Annotated in this window: 12 protein-coding genes; 9 read left to right on the top strand and 3 right to left on the bottom strand. The window is 69.0% G+C overall.

The window, feature by feature from the left end; translation table 11 throughout:
- The first annotated feature begins 18 nt into the window (after positions 1–18).
- From WYM_RS16950 to WYM_RS16930, 5 genes are all read left to right on the top strand, one after another.
- Positions 19–1,098 carry a sialidase family protein gene (locus tag WYM_RS16950; protein ID WP_019182040.1) on the top strand — a complete coding sequence of 360 codons (1,080 nt, stop codon included), beginning with the start codon at positions 19–21 and terminating at the stop codon, positions 1,096–1,098.
- Between the two features lie 51 nt (positions 1,099–1,149).
- Positions 1,150–2,451, top strand: coding sequence for an HNH endonuclease signature motif containing protein (locus WYM_RS16945; RefSeq protein WP_019182039.1), 1,302 nt, complete (start codon positions 1,150–1,152; stop codon positions 2,449–2,451).
- A gap of 290 nt (positions 2,452–2,741) precedes the next feature.
- Positions 2,742–3,566, top strand: a complete 825-nt coding sequence (locus WYM_RS16940) for a Pr6Pr family membrane protein (RefSeq protein WP_019182038.1) — start codon at positions 2,742–2,744, stop codon at positions 3,564–3,566.
- Positions 3,567–3,576: 10 nt separating this feature from the next.
- The gene (gene argG / locus WYM_RS16935) at positions 3,577–5,019 is read left to right on the top strand and encodes an argininosuccinate synthase (RefSeq protein WP_019182037.1); all 1,443 of its coding nucleotides are present in this window, start codon (positions 3,577–3,579) and stop codon (positions 5,017–5,019) included.
- A 184-nt stretch (positions 5,020–5,203) separates the two neighbouring features.
- Positions 5,204–7,840 (top strand): penicillin acylase family protein, encoded by a 2,637-nt coding sequence (locus tag WYM_RS16930; protein WP_019182036.1) that lies wholly within the window; start codon positions 5,204–5,206, stop codon positions 7,838–7,840.
- On the opposite strand, the gene WYM_RS16925 is transcribed toward WYM_RS16930, so the two are convergent.
- Positions 7,824–8,501 (bottom strand): DedA family protein, encoded by a 678-nt coding sequence (locus tag WYM_RS16925; protein ID WP_019182035.1) that lies wholly within the window; start codon positions 8,499–8,501, stop codon positions 7,824–7,826. The genes WYM_RS16930 and WYM_RS16925 overlap by 17 nt on opposite strands.
- A gap of 107 nt (positions 8,502–8,608) precedes the next feature.
- Between WYM_RS16925 and WYM_RS16920 the strand changes: the two genes are divergently transcribed.
- From WYM_RS16920 to WYM_RS16905, 4 genes are all read left to right on the top strand, one after another.
- Positions 8,609–10,006, top strand: a complete 1,398-nt coding sequence (locus tag WYM_RS16920) for a sensor histidine kinase (RefSeq protein WP_019182034.1) — start codon at positions 8,609–8,611, stop codon at positions 10,004–10,006.
- On the top strand, positions 10,003–10,656 hold the full coding sequence (locus tag WYM_RS16915) for a response regulator transcription factor (protein WP_019182033.1): 654 nt from the start codon (positions 10,003–10,005) through the stop codon (positions 10,654–10,656). The genes WYM_RS16920 and WYM_RS16915 overlap by 4 nt, the downstream gene beginning before the upstream one ends.
- 72 nt (positions 10,657–10,728) lie before the next feature.
- A complete protein-coding gene (locus WYM_RS16910) occupies positions 10,729–12,093 on the top strand; it encodes a D-alanyl-D-alanine carboxypeptidase family protein (protein ID WP_019182032.1) in 1,365 nt (454 codons plus the stop codon).
- Positions 12,094–12,260: 167 nt separating this feature from the next.
- Positions 12,261–12,536: a hypothetical protein gene (locus WYM_RS16905; protein ID WP_019182031.1), complete on the top strand. Its 276-nt coding sequence runs from the start codon at positions 12,261–12,263 to the stop codon at positions 12,534–12,536.
- A gap of 301 nt (positions 12,537–12,837) precedes the next feature.
- Here the strand turns inward: WYM_RS16905 and mnhG are convergent, their stop codons facing one another.
- Together mnhG and WYM_RS16895 are read right to left on the bottom strand one after the other, a co-directional pair.
- A complete protein-coding gene (gene mnhG, locus WYM_RS16900; RefSeq protein ID WP_019182030.1) occupies positions 12,838–13,254 on the bottom strand; it encodes a monovalent cation/H(+) antiporter subunit G in 417 nt (138 codons plus the stop codon).
- Positions 13,251–13,520, bottom strand: coding sequence for a monovalent cation/H+ antiporter complex subunit F (locus tag WYM_RS16895; protein ID WP_019182029.1), 270 nt, complete (start codon positions 13,518–13,520; stop codon positions 13,251–13,253). Before WYM_RS16895 ends, mnhG begins: the two co-directional genes overlap by 4 nt.
- Positions 13,521–13,547: the final 27 nt, after the last annotated feature.

The raw sequence follows: 13,547 nt of genomic DNA, 5'->3' as shown, positions 1-13,547 counted from the left end.
TGGTCGATGGAGAGGCGGATGCTGGTTCGTCGGGTCGGGCTCGCGAAACTGCTGGACATGCGATCGGGCTACGCCCCGGTCCGCAACGTGCTGGGGATGAGCGACCCGTGCGTGGTGTGGCTGGATGGTCGCTGGACGATGTTCATCGGCGGCATGGGTTTCGGCTTCAAGACGAACATCCTGACCGCAAGACTGCCGGAGGGCGATCCGCTCGATTCGGACGACTGGGAATTCGTCATGGCCGACCGGAGCCGCTCACGTGCCCGCTGGATCGTCGACCAGCCGGCGCGCGGAAGCTGGAACCGCTGCATGCACTCGGTCTGCTACGTCGCCGGCGAAGTGGACGGCCGACCGGTCGAGCGCATCTACCACGCCGGGCGGACAGCAGAAACGGTGCTGTCGACCAGAGCGCCCTACCGGATCGGCTTCCTCGAGCGTCAGGACGGCGAGTGGACGAGCCGCCCCGCGCCGATCGAGGTCCAGGGCTTGCGGGGAGTGGAGGGAGTGCTCGAGCCGAAGGTCGAATACGCCGACGGGTTCTGGCACATGCGCTATCTCGCGCTGACAGACGTCGGGGATGACAAAAACGGGAAGCACACCATCCTGTACTCGCGAAGCCGTGACGGCGAGACAGGGTGGAGTGCGCCGGTCGTCTTCAGCGACGCGGCCGTCGGCTTCTACGATTCCGTCGTGAAGCCGGTGCCCGATGACGGAGGATTCCTCCTGGCGCTCACGCGAGATTCGAACCTCTTCGGAAAGCAGCCGTACCCGTCGCAGGGGATCTGGCTTTCACGATCCGCCTCTCGCGGCATACGCCTCGAGGACTGGCCGGAACCTGATCTCATCCTCGACCCGGAGGAGGACGAGGACGGCTGGTATCGCGGCGGCATGTGCAGCCCGTCGCTGCAGTGGTCCGACCCGGCACAGAGCGCTCGCCGACTCCATGTCTTCTTCGTCGCGGCCGCCGCACACGTCCCCTGGGCGAAGCGCGCGCTGTCTGCATTCCGGGAAAGACGTCTCCCGCCCGTTCCCGCCCCGTTCTTCTTCACTATCGGCCGCCTCGATCTGAAGATCGAGATCGTGGCGCCCTCGTTCTGATGACGTCCCGCGAGCGGGATCGATGTCGTACGTATGTTCTAAAGTCGAAGCATGTTCATCGACCCTGAGCTCCCTGATCAGGAGTTCCCTGACGAGGTCGACCGGGTGCTCGAGGTCGCCGGCATGATCACGGTGTTCGCGGCCGAACGGTTGGTGCGCATCGATCAGATGCGCCGAGAAGCGCTCGCCGAGGCCACGCGCAACGGGCGCGTGCTGACGGATGTCGTAGAGCGCGGAGTGCGGCTGGAACTCGCCTCCGCCCTGCGGGTCACCGAGCACGCTGCCGGCGGTCTGCTGGCGTTCGCCGAAGCGATGGTGCACTCCTTCCCGCCCGTGCTGCGCTCCATGGAACGCGCCAGCATCACGGAGGATCACGCTCGTGTTCTCGTCACCGCGCTGTCGGAGATCGAGCCAGGCTTTCACGCGACCGTGCTCGCGAAGGGACTCGAGCTGGCGGAGCGCGAGCCGGTCGGTACGTTTCGTCGCAAGCTGCGTACGCTCATCGACACCGCCCGGTCAGCGACACTAAGGGAGCGTTACGAGGATGCCGTCACGAAGCGACGCAGCGTCATCGAAGCCGCCGATGACGGGATGGGCTGGCTCCACGTGTACGGGCCCATCGTTGCGATCCACGCCGTCCATGCCCGCGCCACCGGAATGGCGAAGGCCATCCGCGCCGCCGACGTACCCGATGCGGGTGCTGCGCCCGATCGCCGAACCCTCGAGCAGGTCCGCACCGACGTGATCCTCGACCTTCTCGTCGACGGACGAACGGACCTGCACCCCGAAGCCGCACGAGGGATCACGGCGACGGTCACCGTCACGGTCCCGGCACTGGCGTTGCTGCACGACACCGACGAATCTCGCGCAGCCGCGGCGATCGAACCTCCGGTGATCGAGGGAATGGTCCCGATTCCGCTCACCGTCGCGAAAGAGCTGGCGGGCAGCGCGACCGGCTGGACGCGCGTCCTGACCCACCCGGAGACCGGGATGGTCCTCTCCGTGGGCCGCGATCGCTACCGACCACCGCCGGCCCTTGCGAAGCTCGCCCGGTGGCGAGCCGACCGCTGCATGGGTCCCGGATGCGGAATGCCCGCCTCGCGCTGCGAGGTCGACCACAACATCGACTGGGCGAGACTCGGGCACACGGCGTTGGACAACCTCGCACCCCTCTGCAAGGGGCATCACATCGTCCGACATCACACCGACTGGACCATCGAACAGGTCGCGGAGTCAGGCGGCGCCATCCGCTGGACATCTCCAACCGGACGCCAGTACCTTGTCGAACCGGAGCGCAGGGTGCCCGTCTTCCGTGCGACCTCGTCGAATGGGACCGGCGACGCACCGTTCTGACCAGCGGCCGCCCGGCCCTGCCAACCTGGCAAGGGCCGGCCAACCCATCAGCAACGCCAGCCGCTCCGCCACCGATCCCCACCCCTGTGCGGGGCCGGGCAACGCATCCCCATGGCCAGCCGCCCCGCCACCGATGCCACCCCTGTGCGGGGCCGGGCAACGCATCCCCATGGCCAGCCGCCCCGCCACCGATGCCACCCCTGTGCGGGCCGGCCAACCCACCAGCAACGCCGGCCCCACGCGCCGAAGATCACGCCGCACGATGATGCACCCGCCGATATGGTGGCCGCATGCACACACCGACCGGCACGCGGGTGTGGTACGCCGCACGGGCACTCCTGGGCGCGCTCCTCGTCGCGGCGATCGTGCGTCAGCTCGCCGCTTCCGTCGGCACCGCTCAAGAGCTCAGCCGCGATGTCGGCGTGACGATCGCCAACTTCTTCAGCTTCTTCACGATCCTCTCCAACACAGCCGCAGCCATCGTGCTGCTCTGGGCCGCCGTATGGTTCTTCACCCGGGCGCGCCCCGCGTCGTCATCGACGTCGCCCCGACGGACCGACAGCACCGACAGCACCGACAGCACCGACAGCACCGACAGCACCGACAGCAGCGAGCCTGTCGGTCTCGCCGTCGCGCTCGCCAGCGTCAGCACCTACATGATCGTCACCGGGATCGTGTACAACCTCCTGCTGCGCCAGGTCGAGCTGCCGCAGGGCAGCGAGCCGGTGTGGTGGTCGAACGAGGTCCTTCACCTCGTCGGCCCGCTGTTCCTCCTCGCGGACGTCATGTTCGGGCCGCTTCGCCGGGCTCTGCCCTGGCGTGCACTCGGAGCGATCGTCGCGTTCCCGATCGTCTGGGTCATTTACACGATGATCCGCGGACTCCTCGTGACCAACCCCACCAACGGCGAGGCCTTCTGGTACCCGTACCCGTTCCTCAACCCGAACAACCTCGCCCTCGTGCCGATCGCCGGATACCCCGGAGTCATCCTCTACGTGATCGGCATCGCCGTCGCGATCCTTGCGGTGGGGACGTTCGTCGTGTGGTGGGGACGCCGCAGCAGGCGAGCTCCGGGCGAGGAGGACGCGCCGGTCGAGGCATCCGCCGCTCACTAAACTGGGTGCCATGTCAAAGGTCCTCCAGTCCCTGCCCGTCGGCGAGCGCGTCGGCATCGCCTTCTCGGGGGGACTGGACACCTCCGTCGCCGTCGCGTGGATGCGCGACAAGGGCGCGGTGCCCTGCACCTATACGGGCGACCTCGGTCAGCCCGACGAAGACGACATCGCCTCCATCCCCGATCGCGCCCTCACCTACGGCGCCGAGCTCGCTCGCCTGGTGGACTGCAAGCCCGCCCTCGTCGAAGAGGGCCTCGGCGCCCTGGCGTGCGGCGCCTTCCACATCCGCTCGGGCGGCCGCACCTACTTCAACACGACCCCGATCGGGCGTGCCGTGACCGGCACCCTGCTCGTGCGCGCGATGAAGGACGACGGCGTCGACATCTGGGGCGACGGGTCCACCTACAAGGGCAACGACATCGAGCGTTTCTACCGCTACGGTCTGCTCGCCAACCCCGCCCTGCGCATCTACAAGCCGTGGCTCGACGCCGACTTCGTCACCCAGCTCGGCGGCCGCAAGGAGATGAGCGAGTGGCTCGTCGAGCACGGCTTCCCGTACCGCGACTCGGCGGAGAAGGCGTACTCGACCGACGCCAACATCTGGGGCGCCACCCACGAGGCCAAGACCCTCGAGCACCTTGACATCTCGCTCGAGACCGTCGAGCCGATCATGGGCGTCCGGTTCTGGGATCCGGCCGTCGAGATCGAGACGGAAGACGTCACCGTCACCTTCGAGGCCGGCCGGCCGGTCGCCCTCAACGGCGTCGAGTACGCCGACCCGGTCGACCTCGTCTTCGAGGCGAACCGCATCGGCGGCCGCCACGGGCTGGGCATGAGCGACCAGATCGAGAACCGCATCATCGAGGCCAAGTCACGCGGCATCTACGAGGCGCCGGGCATGGCGCTGCTGTTCACGGCGTACGAGCGCCTGGTCAACGGCATCCTGAACGAAGACACCCTCGCGACGTACCACGAGCAGGGTCGCCGCCTCGGCCGCCTCATGTACGAGGGCCGCTGGCTCGAGCCGCAGTCGCTCATGCTGCGCGAGTCGATCCAGAAGTGGGTGGGCTCGACGATCACCGGCTCGGTGACCTTGCGGCTGCGCCGCGGTGAGGACTACACGATCCTCGACACCACCGGCCCGGGCCTGTCGTACCACCCCGAGAAGCTCTCGATGGAGCGCGTCGGCGACGCCGCGTTCGGCCCGACGGACCGCATCGGCCAGCTCACCATGCGCAACCTCGACATCGCCGACTCGCGTACCCGCCTCGAGCACTACGCCGCCGCCGGCATCATCGGCGGCGCCACCGGCGAACTCGTCGGCCACCTCACGCAGGGCGGAGCCGAAGAGATCGCCGAGCGGGGCGACGATTTCAGCGCCGCGCAGGAGGAGCTCGCAGAGGCGACGGATGCCGCGAACGAAGCGGCCGCCTTCGACTCCGGCACCGACTGACAGGTCTCACCGCGGCACGCGGAGAGCTCGCGATCCCCGGCCGATTCGGCCACAGTTCCGCGGAATTCAGCGGGCGTCGGCGGTGGAGGTACGATTCGAACACCGGTACGCGCCACCCGAAGGCGCGAGACCGGGTATCGCGATGCCTGACACCGGGTACGCCCTCCCGAACCGAAAGACTTCAATGTCGAAGACCGCCACCGCGCCGATCACCACGATCGATCACGAGACGGATGCCGCACCGCCACGTCGCCGCTCGATCGGCCGGACGATCGGCATCACGCTGTACAGCGTCCTCGCGGGTCTCGTCGTGCTGGTGCTCATCGCCGTCGGCTTCGTCGTCTTCACGGTCGAGCGGTCGTTTCCCGAGCTGAGCGGCGAGGTCGCCGTGTCGGGGCTCGACGAGCAGGTGACGGTGCAGCGCGACAGTCTCGGCATCCCGACCATCACCGCCGACTCCACGCATGACCTGTTCTACGCGCAGGGGTACGTCCACGCACAGGACCGGTTCTGGGAGATGGACTTCCGCCGGCACGTCACCAGCGGCCGCCTGGCGGAGCTGTTCGGCGAATCGCAGCTCGGCACCGACGCGTTCCTGCGGACGCTCGGCTGGCGCGAGATCGCGGAAAAGGAGGTCGAGGCGCTCGGCGAGTCGGAGCGCGCCTATTACGAGGCGTACGCCGACGGCGTGAACGCGTACCTCGCGGACCACGACGGCGCCGACGCGTCGTTCGAATACGCGGTGCTCGGGCTGCAGAACGCCGACTACGAGATCGAGCCGTGGACGCCGGCCGATTCCGTGGCGTGGCTGAAGGCGATGGCCTGGGACCTGCGCTCGAACATCGAGGACGAGACCGAGCGCGCGGTCATCGCACCGGACTTCACGCAGGCCGATATGGAAGAGCTCTATCCGGCCTATCCCTTCGACCGCAATCCCGTGATCGTGCCTCAGATCTCGTCGGTGCTGCCGGTCGGCACCGTGCCCGACGGCGAGCGCGTCACCGCGCCCGAAGAAGACGCGGCGACCTCGTCCATCGAGTGGACAGAGGTCGACGGCGTGGTCGAGGCCGTCGGCGCGCTCGTCGGCGGCGTCGGGGAGGGCATCGGCTCGAACTCCTGGGTCGTGTCGGGCAACCACACCGAGTCGGGGATGCCGCTGCTCGCCAACGACCCGCACCTCGGGGCGTCGCTGCCCAGCGTGTGGCACCAGATCCAGCTGAAGTGCAGCGCTGTCTCGGAGGAATGCCCGTTCGACGTCGCCGGATTCGGCTTCTCGGGCGTGCCCGGCGTGATCATCGGCCACAACGACCGCGTCGCGTGGGGATTCACGAACCTCACCACCGACGTCACCGACCTGTACCTCGAGAAGATCGAAGGCGACTCCGCCTGGTACGACGGGGCGCTCGTGCCGCTCGAGCAGCGCACCGAGACACTGAAGGTCGCCGGCGGCGAAGACGTCGAGCTCGACATCCGCTCGACCGTCAATGGCCCGATCGTCTCAGGGCTCACCGACGATTTCACGGCGATGGCCGAGGACCCCTTCACCGGCACGGACGGCACGGTGACGGCTCCGGGGGACGCCCCGGCCGGTGAATACGCCGTCTCGCTGCGGTGGACGGCGCTCGAGCCGGGCACCACCGCTTCGGCGGTCTTCGCGCTGAACACGGCGCGCGACTTCGACGACTTCCGGGCTGCGGCCGCCCTGTTCGACGTGCCGGCCCAGAACCTCATCTACGCCGACGTCGACGGCAACATCGGGTATCAGACGCCCGGACGACTGCCCGTTCGCGGCGCGGGAGACGGCTCGATGCCGCAGCCCGGGTGGGACTCCGCATACGCGTGGCAGAGCTTCATCCCCTTCGAGGAGCTGCCCGTCGTCTACAACCCGGCCGACGGCTTCATCGTCACGGCGAACAACGCCATCGTCGAAGAGGACTACCCGTACTTCCTCACGCGGGACTGGGACTACGGCTGGCGGGCTGCGCGCATCACCGAGCTCATCCAGCGGAAGATCGCCAACGGCCCGATCACCCTCGACGACATGCGGGCGATCCAAGCCGACAACGCCTCGTTCATCGGCGTGCAGCTGACCTCGGCCTACCTCGACGTCACCACGGGAGACGACGAGACGGATGCCGCGCTCGCCCTACTGGGGGAGTGGGACGGCCAGAACGCCGCCGACTCGGCCGCCGCCGCGTATGCCAACGTGCTGTGGGACACCCTCGCCCGCAACGTGTTCGTGGCGGAGCGTGAGAACCGCGTGCCGCTCAGCGACCAGGGTCGCATGTTCCTCGTGTTCGACGCACTCTTGGACGACCCGGCGTCGCCTTGGTGGACGAACGAGGCGCTCGGCGTCTCGGGCATGGACGAGATGCTCGAGCGGTCGGCGATCGATGCGACCGAGAGGCTCATCGACCTGCAGGGCGATACGCCCGAGCGGTGGAACTGGGGCGGCCTGCATGCGCTCCCGCTCGTGAACGACACCTTCGGCACGTCCGGCATCGCGCCGATCGAGTGGCTGTTCAACCGCGGCCCGTACCCGGTCGGCGGCGGCTCGTCGGTCGTCAACGCGACGGGCTGGTCGCTCGGATCGGACTTCGCCACCATCACCGTCCCGTCGATGCGCATGGTGATCGATCTATCGGACTTCGACGCCTCGGGGTGGAATCACCTGACCGGGACGAGCGGCCACGCCTTCCACCCGAACTACGTCGATCAGACCAAGGCCTGGCAGGCAGCCGAGCTCACGCCGTGGGCCTTCACGCCCGACGCCGTCGACGCGTCCGCGACGGACACGCTCGTCCTCACGCCGGCAGGGTGATGTCCCGACTTCCCGTCTGAGCCGGAACCGCCTCCGGCTCGACGTCGGCGGCACGAGCCGCACGCCGGAGGATGCGCCTGACGACGGCATCCACCACCGCGCCCACGACAGCCGCGACCGCGATGGCGAGGACGATGGCCAGGAGTGGCTGGTCGTGCAGCCACTGACCTGCGACGATGCCGAACACCGCGGAGTAGACGGCCCAGGTCATGCCGGCAGCGATCGAAAGCGGCAGGAAGCGCCGGAGGGGATAGCCGGTGGCGCCGGCCGTCATGTTGACCGCGATGCGCCCCACCGGGATGTAGCGAGCGGTGAAGATGAGCAGTGCACCGCGTCTGTCGAGGCCACGGCGGGCCCAGTCGAGTGTCGTGGCGACCCGCTTCGCGCGCATCCACCGGAATCGTTCCGTGCCCACCGCCCGCCCGAGCTGATATGCGATGTTGTCGCCGAGGATGGCCCCGACCGCGGCGACGCCGATGAGCAGCAGCAGGTGGGGCTCGCCCGTGGCCACCGAGATCGTGGCGGCGCCGACGACGACGGTCTCGCTCGGCACCGGCGGGAAGAAGCCGTCGACGAGGCACACGACGAGCACCACGAGATAGACCCAGGGGGATGCCGCGAGGTCGGTCACGAAGGTCGTCAGGAGCGCGAGGAGGTCCATGCTCCGACGCTACGAACGGACGGGCCCGACCGGTATCCGACGGAAGGATGGTGTTCACCTGACTTTCGTCAGTCTTGCGATGCAGTCCCGCTTCCTACGATGGGAACATGCTCCGTGCCGATCGTGCGAGGCGCCGGTCGTGGCCGACGCCGCTGGGCGTCGTGCTGCTGCTCCTCGCGACGTCGATCGCGCTGCCGCTGGCCCGCTGGGGCGACTCGGTCCTCGTGCTCGCCCTCGCGCCGGCGGCGGTCGCCGGCTATCTGGCCGGACGACGGATGACTCCGCTCCTTCCCGCTGTGCTCACTTTCAGCGGCGTTCTGGCGATCTCGCTTCCTGTCTCGTTCCTGATGCCCGGCACCGCGCCGCTGGGCGATTGGATGGCGAGCGTGCTCATCGCGCTCCTGACCGTCGTCGCCCCCTGGTGGCTCGGCCGGTTCCGCATGCTCCGCGAGGACCTGCGGGAATCGGATGCGGCGGTCCTCGCCGATCGTGCACAGGCCGAGGAACGCGCGCGCATCGCCGACGACCTGCACGACACGATCGGCCACGAGCTCGCGCTCATCGCCGTGCAGGCGGGGGCACTCGAGCTGGGGCGCGATCTTAGCCCGGATCAGCAGGACCGATTCCGCGAACTGCGTGAAGCCGCGGTCCGGGCGAGCGGCCGCCTTCGAGACGTGGTGCAGATGACCAGGCCGGACGGCCCCGGCCGGCTCGCGCCGCTCGGCGGTCAGGGGATCGATGCGCTCGTCACGGGTGCCCGCGGTGCGGGCATGACGGTCGATGCGACCCTGGACCACGCTGCCATCGCAGAGGTCGATCCGCTCATCGCGGAGCTCGTCGCGCGCACCGTCAGGGAAGGGCTCACCAATGCTGCCCGCCACGCTCCGGGCGCGGTCGTGGCGCTGGGAGTGGCGCGGGACGGAACGGACCGGATCACGGCATGGGTGCGCTCGGGCCGATCGACGGGGACCGATGAACCCGGCGGGGGTCACGGCATCCCGAGCCTTCGACGTCGTGCCGAACTGCTCGGCGGGAGCCTTCAAGCCGGTCCCGACGACGACGGCTTCGAGCTTCGGCTGCGTGCACCTTCGCGGCCTCGCACCCGGCAGCCTGACACGACCGGTGCGCCCGATCCGGCGCTGAGGTCCAACGCCCAGACCACACGGCGCCGGGTGCTGCAGGCCGCGATCGTCCCGGCGTCACTCGTGGCACTGACGCTCGTCGGATTCCTCGTCGTCCAGGCGATCACCGTCGCGCAGACGGCGATCTCGTCCGCCGTCTACGAAGACATCCGCATCGGCTCGACGCGCGACGAACTCGCGCCGCTCCTGCCGGCCGGGACCCCGGGCCCGGTACCCATCGTGGCGGAACCGCCGGTGCCCGACGGCGCGGAATGCGAGTACTTCGCCGCGCGTGACGGCTGGCTGCACTTCACGGACGCGACGTACCGCCTCTGCTTCGACGATGGCGTGCTGACGGAGAAGCTCATGCTGGAGGCGACGTGATCCGGGTGCTCATCGCCGACGACGAAGCCATGATGCGGGCAGGCGTGCGCGCGATCCTCGAGTCCGACTCCGGGATCGAGGTCGTCTTCGAAGCCGCCGACGGTCGCGAGGCCGTCGACGGAGTGCAGCGTCACCGACCCGACGTCGCGCTGCTCGACATCCGCATGCCGCGGCTCGACGGGCTCAGCGCAGCCGAGGCGATCGCCGCCACGGTCCCGAGCACGCGCGTGGTGATCCTCACGACCTTCGGCGAAGACGACTACGTCGAGCGCGCGCTCGGCGGCGGTGCGCTGGGCTTCCTTCTCAAAGCCGCCGACCCGAGGGAGCTCATCGCGGGCGTCCACGCCGTCGCAGCGGGTGGCGCGTATCTTTCGCCCGCCATCGCCCGCCGCGTGATCGCGCCCTACCGCGAGGGCGACCGCGCGCGCGGCGCGGGAGCTCGCGAAGCCCTGTCGGTGCTGACCGATCGCGAGCGCGAAGTGCTCGCGCTCCTCGGGGCCGGTGCGTCGAACGCCGAGATCGGAGAGCAGCTGCACCTCGTCGAGGGCACCGTGAAGGGATACGTGAGCGCGATCCTGCTGAAGCTCGGGGTGCGCAACCGGGTCGAGGCGGCGGTCGTCGCCCATCGCGGCGGCCTCGTGCCGTCGTAGCCGCGGGAAAGCGTGCGCCCGGGCATACGGGTTGCGGCATGATGGGATCGAAATCACCGATGGGGCCCGAAGATGACGACGCATCACTCGCCGCCGCCGGATGAGCTGTCCGACTTCGCGGAGCTGATGCGTCACGAAGAAGAGGTGCTCGATCCCGCGACGTTCGTCGATCCGGCGGTGCGGCACCGTCGACGCCGTCGCGGCGTGATCATCACGGCGATCATCCTCGTCGTCCTTCTCGGCGTGCCCAGTGCCTACATCGGCTGGGCCTTGACCGCTCCGGTGAGCGACCCCGAGCTGAGCGCGCAGACGCCGCCGCCGGTGCCGCTGCAGTCCGCCGCCGTCCTGAGGCTGCCCGCCGAGGGCTCTGCCGCGATCAGCGTGTCGGGCGCGGATGAGTACCTCGGGCCCGGGGCGAGCGGCATCTGGCAGACGAGCGGGACGAACGATCCCCAGCCGATCGCCAGCATCACCAAGCTCGTCACCGCGCTCGTCATCCTGAACGCGAAGCCGCTCGCCGGCCCGGGTGACCCCGGGCCGACGATCACCTTCGACAAGTCCGATCACGATCTCTACGACGAGTACTACGTCATGGGGGCGACGATCGCCGCGATGCCGACCGGCAGCACGATGTCGCTCCACGACGCCCTCGCGACGATGCTCATCCCATCGGCGAGCAACTACGCCGACGCGGTGTCGACCTGGGCCTTCGGATCGCAGGGCGCGTTCCTGAGGGCGACCCGCGACTGGCTCGCCGCGAACGGGCTCAGCGGCACCACGATCGTCGAGCCCACGGGCATCAGCCCGCGCAACACGAGCACGCCGAGCGATCTCATCGCGCTCGGCAAGATCGCGGCGGCGCATCCGGTCATCGCGCCGATCCTCGCCAAGCCGACGCTCGGGCTGCCGGGCCTCGGCGTCATGCACAACACCAACTCACTGCTCGGCAGGGACGGTGTCACAGGCCTGAAGACGGGGAATCTCGGCGCGGGCACCTACAACCTGCTCTACTCGGCCACCCTCGACGTGGGAGCGGCCCAGCCTCTCAGCGTGGTCGGTGTACGACTCGGCGGCGGGTCGCGAGACTCCGTCGACGCGGACGTGCTCGCGACGCTCGACAGCATCCGCTACGGCTTCCATGAGGTCGAGCTCGTGCGGGCCGGCGTCGAGGTCGGAACCTTCACGACGGCGTGGGGCGAGACCGCTCAGGTGGTCGTGAGCAAGACGGCGTCGGTCTTCACCTGGTCCGACACGGCGATCACATCGACCCTGAGCATGACGCCGGCCGCGTCGTATGAGGACGGCGAGATCGTTGGCAGCATCACGTGGACGGCAGGACCGCACACCGCCACCGTCCCCCTCGAGATCGAGGGTGAGATCGATCCGCCCACGGAGTGGTGGCGGCTGACCCACCCGGCCGAGCTCTGGGCGCCCTGAGCCCACCATCCTTCAACTGACGGCTGACCCAGCGAGAGCCTGGGCGCCCGCTGTGGATCTCGCACGAACGCGCCTGTCCCCGGGGGGTGGGTGTAACGTCGCCCGCGACCCCGGCCTCGCGACCCAGAGCTCACGCTCAGCTCGGGATCGGCAACTCGGAGGGCACGATGCTGGTCAACAAGGTTCGATTCGACGGCCAGACATTCCTGCTGGATCCTTCGCAGGACGTCGAGCAGACCAAGCGCGAGATCGTCGCCGCCGTGCGGGAAGGTTCGGACTTCGTCGAGTTTCACACCGTCGGTCACGGCGTCATCTCGCTCCTGGTCACGCCGACGCTGCCTGTCCGCTTCGAGGTGATCGAGCGTTCCGCCGAGCAGCTCGAAGCGTTCGAGATCAACCCCCTGCCCTTCGATGAGACGGCGTGGCTGGACTACGGCGTCTGAGACCTCTCACCCTCCGCTGATCCGCGCCACGGTGGCATCGCGCGACGCCAGGTTCGGGCGATCCATCGGCATGCCGGCGCGATGGCCTGCCAGCGCCGACCGAACAGGGCTTGGCCGAAGGAGTGGTCGTGCTCCGACATTTCAGACCCCCTGCGCGCAGCTCGGCCTGGACCGGCCTCCGGCGTTCACGGCTCCGAGAAGCGGTCACGCGCGGGTGGCGGGCGGGCCACGGTCACGCCGGGGTCTGGGGCGTCTCTCTCCAGGGTACGACCGATCGCCCCGTTCGTCTCCTGTGCGGCGTTCAGCCGCCCGCGGCGGGCGGCGTGCGCTTGGACTCCGCGAGCTCGTCCACGTACAGTCCGGCCTCGTCGATCGTCCCGTTGCGGTACGCCTGGCGCCCGACCATGTGCGCCGACAGCGGTGCGGTGGCGAGCTGGATCAGCACCACCGGAACGAGGAACGCCACGACCGGCCATGACCGCAGCGACAGCGCGATCGCCAGGCAGATGAGGATCAGGCCCAGCACCTGAGGCTTCGTCGCGGCGTGCAGACGGGTCGGCACGTCGCGGAACCGCAGCAGTCCGATCGCGGCGATGAGGCACAGCAGCGCCCCGACCAGGATGAGGATCAGCGCGGTGAGATCGAGCGCGCCCTCGAGGGGGGTGGCGGCATCCGTCACCGGCACGGCCGCGATCGGAAGGCGAGACAGAGCGTTCATCGGTCGACGTTGTCCCTTCTCGCGACGAATCGGGCGATCGAGATCGATCCGAAGACCCCCACCGCAGCGATGATGAGCAGCACCGGCAGCGTGCGGGTGTGCTGGTTGATCGCCATCTCCGCCCCGAGTACGCACATCACCTCGGTGAGCAGGACGTCGGATGCCACGGCGCGGTCGAGGATCGACGGCCCGACGACGATGCGCCACAGTGTCAGCAGCGCGGCGACGGCGAAGACGACGTAGATGACGAGCAGCAGGATGTTCATCGCGGAGCGCCTCCCTGCTGCGGGGTG

Source organism: Microbacterium yannicii PS01, assembly GCF_000304335.1.
Classification (GTDB): Bacteria; Actinomycetota; Actinomycetes; order Actinomycetales; family Microbacteriaceae; genus Microbacterium; species Microbacterium yannicii_A.
Note: the sequence above shows the minus strand (reverse complement) of the source record. Positions and strands in the feature narration are given on the sequence as shown.